Annotated in this window: 14 protein-coding genes; 9 read left to right on the forward strand and 5 right to left on the reverse strand. The window is 41.3% G+C overall.

All coding sequences use genetic code 11. The features are described 5' to 3' along the window. Positions 1 to 65 precede the first annotated feature (65 nt). From NRI27_RS00070 to NRI27_RS00080, 3 genes are all read left to right on the forward strand, one after another. Positions 66 to 248: a hypothetical protein gene (locus NRI27_RS00070; protein WP_371389047.1), complete on the forward strand. Its 183-nt coding sequence runs from the start codon at positions 66 to 68 to the stop codon at positions 246 to 248. Positions 249 to 263: 15 nt separating this feature from the next. After that, a complete protein-coding gene (locus NRI27_RS00075) occupies positions 264 to 455 on the forward strand; it encodes a diguanylate cyclase domain-containing protein (protein WP_317942603.1) in 192 nt (63 codons plus the stop codon). Between the two features lie 253 nt (positions 456 to 708). Further along, positions 709 to 2,322, forward strand: a complete 1,614-nt coding sequence (locus NRI27_RS00080; RefSeq protein WP_371389048.1) for a M20/M25/M40 family metallo-hydrolase — start codon at positions 709 to 711, stop codon at positions 2,320 to 2,322. 47 nt (positions 2,323 to 2,369) lie between these two features. Here NRI27_RS00080 and NRI27_RS00085 read toward each other — a convergent pair whose 3' ends face one another. Both NRI27_RS00085 and NRI27_RS00090 read right to left on the reverse strand, forming a co-directional pair. Next, positions 2,370 to 3,359 (reverse strand): ornithine cyclodeaminase family protein, encoded by a 990-nt coding sequence (locus tag NRI27_RS00085; protein WP_371389049.1) that lies wholly within the window; start codon positions 3,357 to 3,359, stop codon positions 2,370 to 2,372. 19 nt (positions 3,360 to 3,378) lie between these two features. After that, positions 3,379 to 4,656, reverse strand: a complete 1,278-nt coding sequence (locus NRI27_RS00090) for an MFS transporter (RefSeq protein WP_371389050.1) — start codon at positions 4,654 to 4,656, stop codon at positions 3,379 to 3,381. A 240-nt stretch (positions 4,657 to 4,896) separates the two neighbouring features. Between NRI27_RS00090 and NRI27_RS00095 the strand changes: the two genes are divergently transcribed. Continuing rightward, complete coding sequence (locus NRI27_RS00095) at positions 4,897 to 5,439, forward strand: helix-turn-helix domain-containing protein (protein ID WP_371389051.1); 543 nt, start codon at positions 4,897 to 4,899, stop codon at positions 5,437 to 5,439. 190 nt (positions 5,440 to 5,629) lie between these two features. On the opposite strand, the gene NRI27_RS00100 is transcribed toward NRI27_RS00095, so the two are convergent. Beyond that, complete coding sequence (locus tag NRI27_RS00100; protein ID WP_371389052.1) at positions 5,630 to 6,262, reverse strand: GntR family transcriptional regulator; 633 nt, start codon at positions 6,260 to 6,262, stop codon at positions 5,630 to 5,632. 165 nt (positions 6,263 to 6,427) lie between these two features. On the opposite strand from NRI27_RS00100, the gene NRI27_RS00105 reads away from it, so the two are divergent. Genes NRI27_RS00105 through NRI27_RS00115 form a run of 3 tightly spaced genes read left to right on the forward strand, consistent with a single transcriptional unit; the run spans position 6,428 to position 9,774 of the window. Continuing rightward, a complete protein-coding gene (locus NRI27_RS00105) occupies positions 6,428 to 7,606 on the forward strand; it encodes a CaiB/BaiF CoA transferase family protein (RefSeq protein ID WP_371389053.1) in 1,179 nt (392 codons plus the stop codon). Further along, a complete protein-coding gene (locus tag NRI27_RS00110; RefSeq protein ID WP_371389054.1) occupies positions 7,582 to 8,457 on the forward strand; it encodes an HpcH/HpaI aldolase/citrate lyase family protein in 876 nt (291 codons plus the stop codon). Before NRI27_RS00105 ends, NRI27_RS00110 begins: the two co-directional genes overlap by 25 nt. 30 nt (positions 8,458 to 8,487) lie before the next feature. Continuing rightward, entirely contained in the window at positions 8,488 to 9,774 is a 1,287-nt protein-coding gene (locus NRI27_RS00115) for a 2-hydroxycarboxylate transporter family protein (protein WP_371389055.1), read from the forward strand. 708 nt (positions 9,775 to 10,482) lie between these two features. Here NRI27_RS00115 and NRI27_RS00120 read toward each other — a convergent pair. Both NRI27_RS00120 and NRI27_RS00125 read right to left on the reverse strand, forming a co-directional pair. Next, a complete protein-coding gene (locus NRI27_RS00120) occupies positions 10,483 to 11,493 on the reverse strand; it encodes a thermonuclease family protein (protein ID WP_483316074.1) in 1,011 nt (336 codons plus the stop codon). Positions 11,494 to 11,792: 299 nt separating this feature from the next. Further along, positions 11,793 to 12,743: a YflT domain-containing protein gene (locus NRI27_RS00125; protein ID WP_371389057.1), complete on the reverse strand. Its 951-nt coding sequence runs from the start codon at positions 12,741 to 12,743 to the stop codon at positions 11,793 to 11,795. A gap of 168 nt (positions 12,744 to 12,911) precedes the next feature. On the opposite strand from NRI27_RS00125, the gene NRI27_RS00130 reads away from it, so the two are divergent. Together NRI27_RS00130 and NRI27_RS00135 are read left to right on the forward strand one after the other, a co-directional pair. Then, positions 12,912 to 16,739 (forward strand): AAA domain-containing protein, encoded by a 3,828-nt coding sequence (locus tag NRI27_RS00130; protein WP_371389058.1) that lies wholly within the window; start codon positions 12,912 to 12,914, stop codon positions 16,737 to 16,739. Then, entirely contained in the window at positions 16,740 to 17,486 is a 747-nt protein-coding gene (locus tag NRI27_RS00135) for a hypothetical protein (RefSeq protein ID WP_371389059.1), read from the forward strand. The last annotated feature ends 87 nt before the right edge of the window (positions 17,487 to 17,573 follow it).

Raw genomic sequence — 17,573 nt, forward strand, 5'->3', positions numbered from 1 at the left:
GATTACATAATAGGTTAATAGCTTGTATAGTTGGAATACAACGATTTGATGGAGTGGGGGATTGGATGAGAAAGGTGTTAGCAATCATTCTGGGGTTGATGGCTGTTGGGTTGAGTTTGTCAATTGTGTGGGCGGTTACACCGATTGTTGAATTACTTGCTATGTTTGAAAGTGAATATGAATTTACCCGGCATTTTAGCACGACTGTAGCAGATAATGTGGGAGGGGAGCTGGTAAATGGAAAATAAATAGTAGAACCTGAAATAGCTGAACTTGTTCAAACCGTACGTGATTTGAAGGTGGAAAAAGATGGTGCACTAATTCCGCTCTCAATGAGTGTAGCTTCGAATCGAAACGGCGAGATAAAGTCCTTTGAAGCATTATTCCACGATGCGGATATGGCGCTGTATGAAGCGAAACAGAATGGGAAAAATCAAATCTATGTGATGAATTGATAGAGGTAGAGAATTCTCCTTTATTCATTAGTGAAATTGAACGAGATATAATATTAAAATGCATGTAGGCAAATCTGCCGCCATGCTTTTTTTCTACTTTCACTATGTTTCTTTTTTCTATTCGTGAGTAGAGCGCGTAGGAATGGTCTATTTAAAGTTTTTTTCCGAGCCTTTTCGATTGATACAAGAGTGGAAAAATGTAAGTATTCGTCATTTTCTTGTACAATGAACAGAAGAAGGGGGAGTGGATGATATGAACGTGTATCAATGGGATACGCCGGAAAAAATGCGGAACTTATTGTGTGAATTGGTCAGTTGGGATAGTCGGACACTGACGGAAGGGGAACGGTTCTTTTCTTCAAAGCTGGCGGCGAAGCTCGAGGAACTCCCCTATTTTAGGAATCATCCGGAGCATTTGAATTTATATGACGCGGGATTAGGAAGAAATGTTGTAACGGCGTTGTACAAGCATCCGCAAGCGACGAAAACAATTGTGCTCATCAGCCACTTTGACACGGTATATACAGAAGAATATGGCATGCTTGAGCCCCTTGCATTTCATCCTGAGGAATTAACGAAAAAATTGCATGAATATAAGGATGAATTAACGGAGGAAGTACGGAACGACTTGGAATCTGGCAACTATTTGTTTGGCAGAGGCACAATGGACATGAAAATGGGATTGGCCTTACATATGCAACTTATTGAAAAGGCGAGTGTAGAGCAATGGCCGATTAACTTGTTGCTCACTACCGTTCCAGATGAAGAAGTCAACTCTGCTGGTATGCGTACGGCTGTGACTGAACTTGTGCATTTACGTGAAGAATTTGGCCTTGACTATACATTATTTTTAAATAGTGAACCATCATTTTCGCAAGGACCTACAGACAATAAAGAGTATATATACTCAGGGACGATTGGCAAAATTATGCCTGCAGCGTTGTTTTACGGGAAAGAGACGCATGTCGGTGAACCGTTGAAAGGGATGACTGCTAATTTCATCGCATCATTTGTAACACAAGAGATGGAATGGAATCCACTTTTCTGTGAGAAGGACAGAGGGGAATCTACGCCACTTCCAGTCTCTTTGCAACAAAAGGATTTGAAGATGCACTATTCCACCCAAACGCCTTACAGGGCGGCTGCATTATACAATGTCTTCCTATTCAAACGGACAGCCGAAGAAGTGATGGAGTTGTTTGTTCAAGTCGCTCAACAAGCTATAGATCGATGCAATGAAACGTACAAGGCGATATGTGACCGTGAACAAATTGACGGTGTAGAGGACGTGCGGGTGTTATTATATGACGAGCTATTGACGTACGCTATCCAAAAGCTCGGGAAAAATGAAGTGTGGCGACTGAAACAAGAAGTTCTCTTGAATGACAGTTGGGATGACCGTGAAAAATCTTTGCGGATTGTTGATAATTTGCTCATCCAATGCCAAGAACTTGCGCCGGCCACTGTCTTGTTGTTTGCACCGCCTTATTATCCAGCTGTCAATTCGTCTGATGATCCGTTAGTTGTCGAATCGATTGCGCTCATGCAAAAGACAGCCAAACAGTTTGACGTCACGCTTGACCAAATCCATTACTTTAACGGCATTTGCGACTTAAGTTATGTGAAGTATAGCGACTATACAAATAGTTGGACAGCGTTTGAACGGAACACGCCAGTATACGGGGACACGTATTGGATTCCGTTTGAAGACATGCAAGCACTCGATGCACCGGTCTTGAACGTAGGACCCTTCGGAAAGGATGCTCATCAAAAGACGGAAAGGCTTCATGTCGACAGTGCATTCAAAGAAATGCCGGTGTTATTGGAAACGTTAGTGAAAAGCATAATGGATAGGCAAGTGAATTAATTCAAGAGACCAGTGCATCGTCAATGGATGCACTGGTCTTTCTTCTATTATAATAGTACCTCGACACCGACTTGTTGCTCGACTGCTTTGCGGTAAACCCCTTGGGCTACTGCCAAATCAAAATAGGCTGCTCCGACTGACTTGAAAAAAGTAATTTCATCAGCATGCTCCCGACCTGGCACGTTGCCAATCACTACATCCATCAGTTCACCATGCAAGTCTTCGTAAGACCAATCATCTTGTTCATTTGCAAAAATGATTTCACCGGCTTCTTCTTTTACGCCTGCTTCATCATCTGTCACGATTTTCGCACATCGGGTAATGAAAGTATGATCCATTTCACGCATATGTGGCAAATACGAACCAACGCCATTCACATGCGTACCTGGACGCACATCATTTCCGTCAAAGACAGGTGTTGTAGAGCGAGTACTGCAACAAATGATATCCGCTTGACGAACTGCAGTTGCAACATCCTCTACAATTTCTATTTGAATCGTAGGATCGATACCAAATTCCAATAACCGTTCTTTAAATGCTTCTGCTTTTGACGTTGTTGGATTCACAAGCATCATTTTTTTAATGGAACGAACGGCCAGTACACCAATCACTTGCTCGAAAGCCATTGCACCCGTTCCAATAACTGTAAGTGTTGTCGCATCGTTGCGTGCTAGGCGATCCGTAGCAAGCCCACTTAATGCACCAGTTCGTAAGCGTGTTAAATAGGAGGCATTCATCATCGCCAGGTGTTCGCCATTTTGTGCGTCTGTTACGAGAATAACACCTTGAGTCGTCGGTTTACCGACAGTTGGATTTTCTGGAAAAATCGATACCGTCTTAATCGTTGACATTTCATTCACCAAATCAGAACTCGGCATGTATAAAACCGATGCACCGTGTTTGGGGAATTCGATAACTGTACGATGTGGATTTTCAATTTGCTTTTCTTCTTTTGCCTTTAGAATTTGTTCAACATCGGCTAGCGCATCTTGCATTTTATAGATCGACTGAATTTCTTGCTCATTAATGAGTAACACATACATCGCTCCTTCAAAATTATTGATCGAGCGCTTGGTTTTTTCGGTCTTTTACAGCCCAAATGGCGATAAGTGATACGACCGCGGTGAACATAATGTAAAGCGCAACCGGAATATAAGAGTTATTGAATTCAGCTAGCAAAGCCGTGGCAACGAGTGGTGCTGTACCGCCAGCAACAGCCGCTCCAATTTGATAACCGAGAGAAATGCCTGTATAACGCACTTCTGCTGAGAAAATCTCGGAAAACATCGTACCGAGTACAGCTGTAATGGGTGCCCAGATGACCCCAAGGCCAATGACTGTAGCAATGACTAATAAAGCGACAGATCCTTGTTGAATCATCCAGAAGTACGGGAATGCAAACAATAACATCGCAATTGTTCCAAATACATATAACGGTTTACGGCCGACTTTGTCAGACAGTTTCCCCATAATTGGTATAAGAATTGTTGTGACAATCGTTGCCACCATGACTGCATTTAAAGTGGCAGTTCTTGAATAATCCAAATAGCTAGTGGCATACGACACGACAAATGTACTGAAAATATAAAACGGAGCCGTCTCAACCACTTTTGCACCAATTGCAATAAGCACTTCACGCCAATGTGTTTTTAACGTTGTGACGATAGGCAGTTTAGCGATTTCCCCACGTTGTTGAACTTCCTTGAAGGAAGGAGTTTCATCAATACCTTTACGAATCCATAGTCCAAATACGACGAGTAAAGCACTTAAAATGAAAGGCACGCGCCAGCCCCACGTCATGAATGAACCTTCAGGTAGCATTGTCATAATGGATAATGCGAGCGTTCCGAGCATCATACCAATCGTAATTCCCATTTGTGGAACGGATCCGAAGAAGCCTCGTTTTTCTGGTGGCGCATATTCAACGGCTAATAGAAGCGCACCGCCCCATTCTCCTCCTATACCTAAGCCTTGTATGAGTCGCAATGTAATTAAAAGAATTGGAGCCCAAATTCCGATTGCTTGATATGTAGGTAAAAGTCCCATACCGAAAGTGGCAATCCCCATTAAACTTAGCGTTAAGATCAGCGTTTTTTTACGCCCAATACGGTCCCCAATATGACTGAAGATAATGCCTCCAAACGGTCTGATGAAGAAAGCGAGTGCAAATGATGCATACGCTAACAATAAACCAACAGTCGGATCTTCATTCACAAAAAACATTTGATTGAATACAAGCGCTGCAACTGTACCATAGAGGAAGTAGTCAAACCATTCGATTGAACTTCCGACAAGACTTGCAATAAGTACTCTGTTTAACTGTTTCTTTTCCAATTCCCATTCCCCCTTAAGTGCTGTAATTTGTAATGAACTGCATATTGACTCCCTTAATTGAAAACGCTTACTATACAAAGTAGAAAAGCGGTTCCTGTTTATAGATAAACCTGAAGAACCTCTCACGGATGTAAACGTTATCAATAGGAAAAATTGAAGTGGTACTTCAATTGTATTATACTAATTATCATAGAGATACGATAAAATTCTGTCAACAATAATTTTTAGGAGATTATAAAAATGCAATTGAATTCCCTAGGTGGAAAAATAAAACAGATACGAATGAATAAAAAGATGACACTAAAAACCCTTGCGGAAAAAACAGGGTTTTCCATCAGTTTTTTATCACAGCTAGAGCGGGGGAAATCGTCGACAACGTTGGAATCACTGAAAAAGATTTCAGTTGCTTTCGGTGTAAACCCAAGCGTCTTTTTTGAGGACGATAAGAAGGAAGACCCTACATCGTTTCAATTGGATAAACGAATGGATGCCCACAGTATTTTCTACGAAGATTTAGGAACGATGGTGACGGAGCGCGACTTTGCCCCATTACTCGTCACGTTACAACCTGGCCAGACAGAAGGAAATCTTATTACACATAATGGACAAGAATTCCTATACGTCATAAAAGGCACTGTCACCGTACAGTTGGAAGATACATTATATGAACTCGGGCCTACAGAGTCCATCATGATCGACTCAACGAAACCTCATTATTGGTACAACTACTCGGAAGAAGAAGTGAAATTGCTATGCGTGTCTTCGGAAGTGAAGGGGGAGTAGGGGAGAAGGGACGTGTGTAACTAGGTATTCATTAAGTAAATATGTTCTAACGATAACAGTGACTGCTATTCTCAAAGATAATAAAGTATCTATGCATATTGAAAAATAATCCTGTTATAAATCCACCTATCACCTTCTGGTTTTAGGTGGATTTCCTTTTAAGAAGACTTTTTGTATTTACGAAAACTAATCAATAATTTTCAAGAAAATCCTTCTTACTGCGTCTTACATGATTGACCATTGCAATTCTAGCTTGTTCCTCATTTTTACTAATAATCGCTTTTATGATTTCATTGTGTTCAGCTACAGATTTAGACATTTGATCTTCTACCATTTCAGCTAAATGTGGCGGAAGCCCATTCCACATTTGATCAAGAAAAGACAATAATCTAGCACTTTTAGCACTTTTCCATATAACTCGGTGGAAGTGTTCATTTGTAATGATATAATCGTTAACATTCTTTTCGGCAACTGCTATCTCAATGTCCTGTTGAATTTCTTTTAATTCTTGTACATCTATCTCAGTCTGGCTTGCTCTAGCAGCGGCTTCTCCTTCCATCATTGCTCGAATGTCATAGTGATCATTAATATCATCTACAGTAAATTCTTTTACAGTCACTCTCCGATTTTGATTCGTAATAAGTAACCCTTCACGTTCTAACGCATAAAAAGCTTCACGGACAGGCATCCTAGAAACGTTTAGTTTTTTTGCGATTTCTTCTTGAATTAATTCTTCACCATCTTTTAAGTCTCCATTAAAAATAGCTTTTCGTAGGGAAGCTATTACTTGATCACGGGTTGATTGTTTTGCTATAGGTTTCATATTATTGACACTCCTTAACTCTTCTTTCCCCATTATATATGAATGTTAAGTGTTTAGGTTAGAAAGATTTGCAATAATTAATTGACAACTTCAATAATAACACATAGAATACTTATAATGTATTCTGTATCCAATATCCATATTGTAATTAAAGGAGGAATTAGTATGTTGCCACTTGAAGGAATTACGGTTGTTTCACTGGAACAGGCCGTTGCAGCTCCTTTTGCTACAAGACAACTTGCTGACTTAGGAGCAAGAGTAATAAAAATTGAAAGGCCAATTGATGGTGATTTTGCAAGGCATTACGATACGACTGTGAATGGAATGTCAAGTCATTTTGTTTGGATAAATCGTTCTAAAGAGTCATTGACCCTTGATTTGAAGAGTAAGGAAGGAAAGGAGATTCTAGAGAAACTTTTAAGTGAAGCAGATATCTTTATTCAAAACCTAGCGCCTGGTGCTATTGATCGATTAGGATTCAGTCCTGAGGTGCTAAATGAGAAGTTTGAAAAGTTGATTGTTTGCGGTATTTCAGGTTATGGAACGTATGGTCCTTATGTTGATAAAAAGGCTTATGATTTATTAATTCAATGTGAAGCAGGTTTAGTATCAATTACTGGTACAGATGATACACCATCAAAAGCGGGCATCTCTGTTGCAGATATAGCAGCTGGAATGTATGCATATTCCGGTATACTTACAGCATTGATTCAACGAAGTAAAACAGCGAAGGGCTCCTATTTTGAAGTCTCTATGTTAGAAGCATTAGGTGAATGGATGGGCTATCCGATGTATTATTCACACTATGGTGGGCGTGAACCGTCACGTACAGGTGCAAGTCACGCAACAATCTTTCCTTACGGGCCATTCCCAGCGAATGATGGTAAATTCGTGTTCTTTTCTATCCAAAATGAAAGAGAATGGAAACGACTTTGTGAAGAAGTGATGGAGAAACCCGAGTACGTAGAGGACTCAAGATTTAACTCTAATTCTTCACGTGTAAATAATAAGAACTTACTCAGAGGGTTAATTGAAAGCGCTTTTATGAATTTCACAGCCAATGAACTCGTTGATCGTTTGGAGTCAGCAAAAATTGCAAATGCAAGGTTGAATTCAATTGAAGAATTTTACCGACATCCCCAATTGGAAGCTAGAAATCGTTTCCGCGAGGTTCAAACACCTAATGGTCCAATTAAAGCATTACTACCACCAGCAACATTTAATAATTTTGAGCCGGTAATGGGTGGAATACCTTCCGTTGGTCAGGATACGGAATTAATACTTAAAGAGATTGGTTATTCAAAGGAATTTGTTAACCAATGCAAAGCGCTAAATATCATTTAAAAGAAGGTGTAACTATTATGCTTTTAAGATCATTGCTATTCGTACCTGGAAACAATGAGAAGTTAATTGCTAAAGCAGAAAATTTATCGGCAGATATTATTATTTATGACTTGGAAGATGCTGTTTCTCTTGAAGAAAAAGAAACAGCTAGAAATCTTGTGAAACAAGCACTGACTAATACTAGTAAATCAATTTTCGTTCGAATCAATGCAATTGGAACGGACTATTTTGAGGAAGATGTACATGCCATCACTCAAGTGAAAACTAGTGCTTTAAAAGGAATAGTATTACCCAAGTCAAATAGAAGTGCAGATGTTGAGACATTGGAAATACTATTACATAAGCTTGAAGCACCTCAGTCAATCGAAATTATTCCATTATTAGAATCTGCTTTAGGTGTGCATAATGCAGTCGAAATTGGGGGCACTTTTGAGCGTGTACAACGACTAGCATTCGGATCTGTTGATTTTGCGTTAGATATTCAAGCAACGTTAACAAAAGAAGGAACAGAACTTCTTTATGCGCGATCCCAAATCGTCATGGCTTCAAGAGTACAAAACTTACAGCCACCAATTGACACGGTGTTTATTGATTTTAAAGATACTGATGGATTGTTAAGTGAATCTCAAATGGTTAAAAATCTTGGATTTGGAAGCAAGCTTGCAATACATCCAGAGCAAATTGAGATTATTAACGAAACATTTTCGCCAAGCCAAGAAGAAATAGAAGAGGCTAAACGTATTATGGAAATAGTAAAGAACAACGGTACAGCTGTTTTTCAATTAGACGGGAAAATGATTGATGAACCAATTATTAAAAAAGCCAAAAGAATATTGAACAAACTACAATAATTTTAAATAGGGATACGAGGGGGAGAAACGATGACAGGTTCCAAACAAAACAATCTATTAAACAAAGAGGTCAAAATATTTAATTTACCTATATTGTGGTTTGTTGGAATATCAATTATTGCAATTTATACTATGTATATGGATCTATTACCTAATGGTTTAATTGGTGCGCTTTTGATAATGGTGGTTCTTGGTGAATTGTTGGGTTGGATTGGGGACCATACGCCTATTGTAAAGAGTTTATTAGGTGGGGGAGCGATTATAGCAATCTTTGGTTCTTCTTACTTGGCATATGCAGGACTTATGCCTGAAGGGACAATAGAGAACATTACTGTGTTTATGAAAGATGGTGACTTTTTAAATTTTTACATTGCGGCTCTAATTACAGGTAGTATTTTGGGAATGAATTCCAAAGTATTAGTTCAAGCAGGATTAAAGTATGCATTTCCTCTACTAGCAGGTATTCTTGGGGCTATCACACTAGCAGGAATTATCGGCCTACTAGTTGGTTTCTCTTTGCAAGACTCAATATTAGTTATGACATTGCCTATCATGGGTGGGGGATTAGGTGCTGGGGCTGTACCGATGGCCCAAGTATACTCAGAACTATTAGGCAAAGATACGAGCTATTACATGTCGCTCTTGATTCCAGCATTGGCTTTGGGAAATGTTTTCGCGATTATTTTTGCTGCAGGATTAAATCAATTAGGTAAGAAGTTTCCTAGTCTTACGGGTAATGGACAATTAATAAAAGGATTTACTTATGTACAAAAAGAAAGTGTTTTAGACTATGGGAAAATGGGTGTTGGATTACTTGCCGCAGTAACGTTCTATATGGTAGGACAAATTCTTGGTCAATTCATTCCAATTCATCCATATGCACTCATGATCATTCTCGTTGCATTGGTTAAAGGATTAAATGTTATGCCGGCAATAATAGAAGAAGGAGCAAGTCAATGGTATCAGTTCGTTGCCAAAAACTTTACACTAGCCCTATTAATTGGTGTAGGCGTTGTTTATACAGACTTAGAAGCAATTATCGCTGCAATGAGTTTCCAATATGTCATTATAGTTATGGCTGTAGTACTAGGAGCAATCATTGGTTCGGCTATTGTTGGCAAGCTAGTTGGTTTTTATCCTATTGAAGCAGCAATTACAGCAGGACTTTGCATGGCGAACATGGGTGGTACTGGAGATGTTGCAGTTCTATCAGCTGCACGAAGAATGGAATTAATGCCTTTTGCTCAAATTTCATCCAGACTAGGCGGAGCTTTAATAATACTATTAGCAGGATTAATCGTTAATTTCTTTGTTTAATAAGTGGAAACTGCCCTTGAAGGAGGGGCAGTTTCCTTGTTTTTTGTCGAATTATTTCTCGGGAAATGAAAGTCGAGAGCTTATTCGACAGAAAAGGACAAAAAAATAAGTGGTAGCTGTAATTGTAAGACTGTTTACAACGTAGAATCACCTGTAAATAAACCGTTAGTTGGTTAAAACCCATTTGGCGCGACAAATATCCAATCTATACATGATTGGTCCACGCTAGTTAGAATTTCATTTTCCATTACACCGCATATTTAAGTAGAACGCGGCATACTTTCAGCAAACGCCGCATACTAGGTGAGAACGCCGCATACTTTCGCCAAACGCCGCATACTAGGCAAGAACGCCGCATATTTCCGCCAAACGCCGCATATTAGGCAAGAACGCCGCATACTTCACCAAAACACCGCATATTCCACCAAAATACCGCGAAACGAAGCTATGTAAAAAGAAACCTCCAAGTCGCGCCAAAAATAAATCTTATCAAATCAAATTGATAACGAGAAAACAGGATTACTTTAAACGAAGTATGCTCTGTTTGAGGAGAATATGCGCCAAATGCTTACCTTATGCGGCAATAGGTGATAGGAATGCCGTGATATTGTAAAATATGAGGTGTTTGCGAGTGTTATGAGGAGTTAGCTACATGTTGTGAGAAATCAAAAAAACTCACCGAAAGAGCGATTTCTCTCGGTGAGTTCATTATCTTTCACAAGCATAGCCGTCTTTGTCACGGTCCATTTTCGATTGGTATGCTGCGTGGCCTTCAGGAACACCATTTGGATACTTCACACGGAGCTCTGTGCAATTTTTGAACCACTCTTGGCCGCCTGCCGTATTTGAAGGTGGTGGAGTAGCATTCGTTTTCGGTGGTGTGACAGGTTGTGTACTTGCTCCGCTTGATCCTGTTGCAGGCTTTGTAGGGACAACGTCGCTAGCAAATCCAGAATCCGTTGCATAGTTTTCAACCGACCAAATGCCTATCCCTTTTTGCTTGGCAACCGTTTGCACTTCTTCAAAAGGTGTCAAATGACGTGTGTTCGGTGGATACACATAAGCGACACGTGCCAACCCTTCAGCTAACAAAGTCTCTTGCACACTTTTACCGTCGACATATACATAGGCAAGTAATCGATCGTATTTGTCAAAACGTTCACCGACGTCAAACTCCAAGGTCAAAGCGCCACTATTCACCAATTGGCGATTACGTTCCTTTGCTTCCTCACCGAAAGGTTGCTTCCCTAAACGGGGATGATTCGTTTCAGGTGTGTCAATTAGTAGATAGCGAACATTCCGCTCTTCGCCATTGTAAAGAACTTTTATCGTATCGCCATCAATCGTCTTCACCAATTTGACGGGAACTTGCGCAGTGGTACCACTTGTTTCAGTCATTTTCGCAGGTTTCTGTTGATTGACAGTTCCGTTTTTGTCTTGTCCATCAACAGTTGTTGGGTTATCGTCACTCGTTGATTTGTCCGTTTCTGTAGCAACAGGAGGTACACCATTCGGCAGCTTGTCACCTTTTTCAGATTGCTGGTCGACGATAGCTGATTCTTTGTGAACGTCTTCTTTTTCGTTCGCTGAAGAGGTCGGTTCCTTCGATTCATCGTCGCTAAATGAACTGACACAGCCTGTTAAAGCGAGCAAAAGCCCGATTGTCAACAGGGCAGGTGCCACTTTTGAAGTCTTCTTTTGTCTCTTTAACTTTTTCATACTTGTAACCCCCCAATAGACAAGGACTAAACCGATAATAAATACCGGCAATTTAATCATTAACAACAAAAACATTAATGCAATAATAACAATCAATACACCATTCACATGCTTTCTTCCCTTCAAATTCAAGGAGGAACAGAGTCGCTGAACTCTATTATTACCTATTCTATGTACTTTAATATTTGAGCCTCAATTACTATAGCAAAAAAATGCTCAACATGCGAGATATTCCATTAAAAGGGTATCTTTCATCCAAAAAAACCACTCACTATACGAGTAGTGGTGGTCGAATACACTTACGTCAAATCTTCTTCATCTTGAATTAACCAGTTTTCAACTTCGCTTTTATCTTTATTCACACCTCTCAAATCAATAATAATTGGCTCGTTTGGCGTTTGTTGCATCGCAGTGTAATGAGTGGATGTAGCAGAGCTTTTCTCCGCTTTTTTGGAAATGGATGAAACTGTAGCTGACGGTTGCAATGAAATGACGTCATCGTTTGTAATATTCAGGATTGAAGCATCAGTATTTCGGAGTTCGGTTTCGTGACGGGTAAACGATTGAAGGGGTTGGTTATCTTGCGCGATCACTTGTCGTTGCTGATGTAAATGAGAGGGGGTAGGGGTTGGCGTGCCTACAGATTCTCCGCCAGCTCTCCCAATGTGACCTTGTTCCTTTCTTCTTATTGAATCATTGTTATCTCCATCCCTACTCGTCATCCTTTCAGACATGCTCGTCGTGTACGCCCGATCTTCAAAGATGACACTATCGCGATACTCATTTTTAGGTAAACCACCCTTGCTTACTCCGACCGAATCATTATCCATCCTATTGAGGCTTTCACCTTCTGCTACAGATCGGTTCAAAGGGTTTTTCTCATTTGAATAGCGTTCCGCATGAATTTCATAGACGGTTTTTTTCGGTTCACCCTCCACATAGAGTAGCCACTTCCCTTGTCTGATTTCAGCTTCGTATTTCCTCAAATTTGCTTCGTCAAAACCGACTTCCACGAGCATGCTCCGTACATGGTTCTCTCCGGAAATAAAACCAATAAACCGATCCAACCAATTCGAGGGGGTAGAATGGATCTCGTCATACGTTCGTTGCCTGAACACCTCTACATCCTCTTCACGTTGCGCAATAATATACATATCTTCAGGCCGAATCCCTTTTTTTCGTAAGTCTTCAAGAGCTGCAATAAGGGTTTCTTCTGTGCCAAATAACCCAACAAAGGTCTTTTCTTGCAAGGCTATCACTCCTATCTGTTTAACAAATCTTACTAAAAACAATACCCGAAAATGCACAAACAGAAACTACTCTACAACATTTCTAATTAATCCGAACCGCATTTTATTGTATGATAGAACGTATGGCTTTCAAATTCAAAACGACAACAAGGGAAGGAGGATGTCATCATGGACAACATGGAAATTATCAGTTGCAGGCTGGAAATGACAAACCGAGCAAAAAAAGAAATTGGCAACTGGGCGATTGATGAACACGCGCTATTTGGCATACAAGATCACTTTACAGTGCACATTGAAAAACAACCGGCCAAACAGGACAACATGACATTCTCCTTCTATTTTGACCCACAAACGAACACGCAGCTATCGAACTTCTTGAATGAACGCGTTGCTGTACTCGAATGTGTCTATAAGAATGAGGGGTTTCTCGCAACAAGCTTTCGAGTGAAAGGAAGGAAAGAACCTGTTCGGACGAATCGCCGAATTGGTGTCCGTTTAACATTCGATCTAAACCGGCGTACGGGCAGTCCCGTGCCGATTGGGCTCTATACCCGCTTACGTGAACTGCCGATTGCACAAGAGCGTTCAGAATATGTCGAAAAACGAATTGCAAGTTGGGAAGGGTACTTGAAAATCGAAGAGAAAAATGCGGACGTTGCCGATGTGACTGCCCAATTCTCCAATCCAATTGTCAATGAATCCTTCACCGAGCTATCGGTTACGTGTAGTGGACTCGACGCGAAAGATTGGCAAGCAATAACAGGTTTCAGTGCAAAATTACAAGGGGCGACAAGTGATTTAGGAACCGTGATTGACGTCCAGCGAGGCAAGCGAATTGTCAAAATCGAGTTGAATAAAAAACAACAAGCGGTTGCGAGGCGTGGTGGTTTATTGCCAAAAGGCGTTCGGGAACTAACGTTCAGCAATTTTGCAGAACTGAGTCAAATCCGACGTTTACGCAAAGGTTTTAAAGACTTGCAAGATGGCTTCGCTGCAAATGCGAACTTGGAAAAGGTACTATTTGAAGAACGTCCCGTTGTACAAATTACGAATAAACGGCTCGCTCTCGATTTTCACCATTCATTAAACGAATTCCAACAGGAAGCAGTCATAGGTGCTCTATCAGCGAACGACTTATTTGTTATTCAAGGGCCGCCTGGTACTGGAAAAACGACGGTTATTTCAGAGCTGTGCCACCAACTGATGAAGGCAGGGAAAAGGACACTCGTTGCCTCTCAATCCAACTTGGCGGTCGATAATGCGCTCGGTCGCTTGCTGTCAGATCCAGGCATCCGGATTTTGCGTTATGGACGAACGGAAAGTATTGAAGAGGAAGGCAAACGGTTCATCGAAGAGAACGTTGCGCTTCATTGGCGGGATGAGACGCTAGCTGCTGTAGATGCGCAACGGATTGAGCATTCGGAACGGGAACAACGATTGAAACAGCAACTGACTGAGTTGAAAGACCAAATCCACCAATTAGAAGTGGAACTTGAAATGGTTGCAGAGCAAATTGTACAAAAGCAGACGGCAAAAGAGGAATACAAGAAACAAAAAGTGACATTAGCTGATAGGGAGCAGCGTATAGCGGCAGTGCAGGCTACATTGGCGGAGCTCCAAATGCAGCAGCAACAGCTAAAAGCGTTGGACGAACAGCTTTTAACACAAAAGAAACAATGTGAGGAACTGCATCAGCAAACAGCACTCGATGAAACTGCAATCGAAGAAATGGCAAAGAAAGCATCTGAAATGAGTTTGCAACAAAAACGGTTGCGGTATTTTCAGACGGTAGAAGCAATTGCCTTTGCAGAGATGGAGATTCGTAAACAAGAAGCGCAACTGAGCAGGTTCGCTGAACAATTGAAGCCGTATCCATCTTTTGTAGATAAACTCGTGACTGTACGGAAATTGCAGGAGCTTGACGAAGTGTTTACTGTACATGGGCTCAAGCCTTCACTGTCTGCAACTCTGGAAATGAATGCACTACGGCGTTTACGTGTAGAAATCGTGAACGGTACGTATCCATATGAATTATTGGAATGGAAAGAAGTGGCTGAACGACTGGCAGCAGGGATCACGTATGCAAAGGAATTGCTGCAAAAACATCATTTTCCGCTCGACACTGTTACGAGCAAAGAGAACCACAACTATACAACACCTGAAGAAATGCATGAAATGCTCGACAAGATGAGTCGATTTTTCGTGTTACCGGCTACGAAAAAGACGTTGTTGATGGTGGGGAGCCCGCAAAAGACCGTTTTGCTGCAAAGACTAGCTGACAACCTTTCGTATCTTCTTGGAAAGCAAAGTGAAGTACGAAAGAATATGTCGATAATAAAAACCGCATCGGATAAAGAGTCCGCTGGGAGATTTGCGGCTTTAATTCAAGAAATCAAGGAAGAAATGCAACTAGCTGCGGATGAATTGAAAAATCAAATGACTGCGTCAGAACAGGCGATTACAGAACATCAAAAGCAACTGCGTCATTTACAGGAAGAAAGCGTGGAGCTCGTGCATGTTGTGGATGAGCAGACGACACGCAATGACGTAGAACACCAACTCATCGAGTTAGAAAAGGAAATGCTTAAATTTGAAACGCGCAAGGCAACGTTCGAACAAGCAGAACGAGCCCTTGATGAATGTATGGAACGACAGAAGGAAACACAACAACAGTTGGAGAAGAATCAGGCAGCACTAACCGCGCAAACGGATGAACAAACACAGTTGAAAGAGGAAATCCGCTCATTGGAACACCAGCTACACGTGTTGGAAGGGATTCTACGAACAGAACCTGAACAACGGAAAGAAGAAATCCGAGAAGAGATTGATGTGCAAGCAGAAGAAGTGGTGAAGCTACAACAGGAAATCGAGCAAATGCCGCTCACAAAAGCGTTGCAAGATGAATGGCGTGAAATGCTTGCAACCGCAAGTGATTATGACTTGGATGAAATCCGTAAATTGTATGTGAAACACGCAAATGTCATCGGCACCACTTGTGTCGCTTCTGCACGCAAAGACTTTATGGACGATTATCCGACATTTGACGTTGTCATCATCGATGAAGTATCTAAAGCGACGCCGCCTGAATTGTTGTTGCCTATGTTGAAAGGCAAGAAAATCATCCTTGTCGGCGATCATCATCAGTTGCCGCCTCTCGTCGGACGCGAAACAATGGAAGAATTCATCGAGGAAATACAAGATGAGAAAGAGAAGAACGTGTTACGTGGCATGCTGAAGGAATCGTTGTTTGAACGGTTGTTCCGCAGTTTGCCGAAGCAGAATAAGACGATGCTCGGTATCCAATACCGTATGCATGAAGACATAATGGAGACGATTACCCCGTTCTATGCAGAAGGGCAATACAGATTACAATGTGGTTTGGCTGATTCAAATACGGCTCGCGATCATCGATTGACATCTCGGTTCATTCAAAAAAACGATCATTTGCTGTGGTTCGATATGCCGAATGAGCCCCCCTATTTTGAAGCGCAAGTAAAAGGCGGCACGAGTTTGTATAATGAATCAGAGTTGGAAATGATACGTGAATTGCTGGTGGACATCGAGTCTGCAACAGATGAGGCGAAACGTGACGGCCGCATGCAAGCGGATGAAGAGAAAAGTGTCGGTGTCATCAGTTTTTACGGAGAACAAGTAAAGCGGATTGACCGTTTGATTGAACAGGAAATCATGCCAAAACACTTGCATTGCCGAACGGGGTCAGTCGATAAATTCCAAGGGATGGAAATGGATATTATCATTTTAAGTTTTGTCCGGAATCATCAGCAACCGAGTGGAACGATTGGCTTTGCAGAAGATTATCGACGCTTGAATGTTGCTTTGTCGCGTGCACGGGAACTGCTCATTATTGTCGGCAGTTCGGACATGTTCATGAAACGACCGAAAAAAGCAGAAACGAGAGAGATGTATACGCGACTCGTTGAAAACGTAAAAACGAAAGGCGGCTTCAAGGAGCTTTCGGTAGAGAGGAATGGCTAAATGAAAGAGCTTGAAAACAAGCTACGTAATGAGTTGTTGCATGATACGAATGTGAAATTGCTAGCGACTGCGACATGGTCATTGCCCGTTCAGTCATTTGACGTCTCATTTGAAACAGTGGAACGAACAAAAATGGATATTTTAATGAAAATGTTGCTCACCGCTTTTCGCACAGGTTCGTTTGCAACGGCAGAGGAAGTAAGCAAACTGTTAGTCGTCGAGCCTTTATTCATACAAGACATGATCGACAAATTTGAGCAAACGGCGATGATTCAAAAAGCAGCAGGCACCTATACATTGACGGAAAAGGGGAGGCAACAGCTGGAGAGTGGCGTATATGTCAGCGTGCCAGAAAATGAGGATGCAACTGTCTATTATAGTGCTTCGCATGTTCAATTCTTCGTAGGCAATGTAGTGGATCACGCGAAAGAAACGTATCGGTATGCGAATAAAACACGTGCGACAACCGCTTTTACAGATGAAGAATGGCGAAATGCATTGGAGACAGTAAGGGTTACGGAATCCGAAAAGGAACATGTTCAAAAAGTCATTCAATCCATTAAGACTGTCACGGAATTGGAACCGAAATTTGTACCATGCATTGAATTTCAGTTGCATAATTTGGGCAATGAACGTTTATATGCACGCGTATGGAATACAATGACGGAGCAGTGGGACGAGCAGTTGGAAGCGCAAATACTGGAACATGAGCTTGCTCAATGGCGCGAACGTTATTTGACTGAATGATGTTTTACGCATTTGTTTATGGATAAACCGCATGACATCAAGTTTGTAGTACTTGATGCCATGCGGTCTTTTTATGCAAACGGTTAA

It is taken from the genome of Sporosarcina sp. OR05 (genome assembly GCF_041414805.1).
GTDB lineage: Bacteria > Bacillota > Bacilli > Bacillales_A > Planococcaceae > Sporosarcina > Sporosarcina saromensis.

Bases quoted from the DNA above. Each gene is read 5' to 3' on its own strand.
- NRI27_RS00130 (WP_371389058.1), top strand. From the start codon at position 12,912: ATGGACAACATGGAAATTATCAGTTGCAGGCTGGAAATGACAAACCGA.
- NRI27_RS00100 (WP_371389052.1), bottom strand. From the start codon at position 6,262: ATGAAACCTATAGCAAAACAATCAACCCGTGATCAAGTAATAGCTTCC.
- NRI27_RS00105 (WP_371389053.1), top strand. From the start codon at position 6,428: ATGTTGCCACTTGAAGGAATTACGGTTGTTTCACTGGAACAGGCCGTT.
- NRI27_RS00135 (WP_371389059.1), top strand. From the start codon at position 16,740: ATGAAAGAGCTTGAAAACAAGCTACGTAATGAGTTGTTGCATGATACG.
- NRI27_RS00070 (WP_371389047.1), top strand. From the start codon at position 66: ATGAGAAAGGTGTTAGCAATCATTCTGGGGTTGATGGCTGTTGGGTTG.
- NRI27_RS00115 (WP_371389055.1), top strand. From the start codon at position 8,488: ATGACAGGTTCCAAACAAAACAATCTATTAAACAAAGAGGTCAAAATA.
- NRI27_RS00120 (WP_483316074.1), bottom strand. From the start codon at position 11,493: ATGAAAAAGTTAAAGAGACAAAAGAAGACTTCAAAAGTGGCACCTGCC.
- NRI27_RS00110 (WP_371389054.1), top strand. From the start codon at position 7,582: ATGCAAAGCGCTAAATATCATTTAAAAGAAGGTGTAACTATTATGCTT.
- NRI27_RS00095 (WP_371389051.1), top strand. From the start codon at position 4,897: ATGCAATTGAATTCCCTAGGTGGAAAAATAAAACAGATACGAATGAAT.
- NRI27_RS00080 (WP_371389048.1), top strand. From the start codon at position 709: ATGAACGTGTATCAATGGGATACGCCGGAAAAAATGCGGAACTTATTG.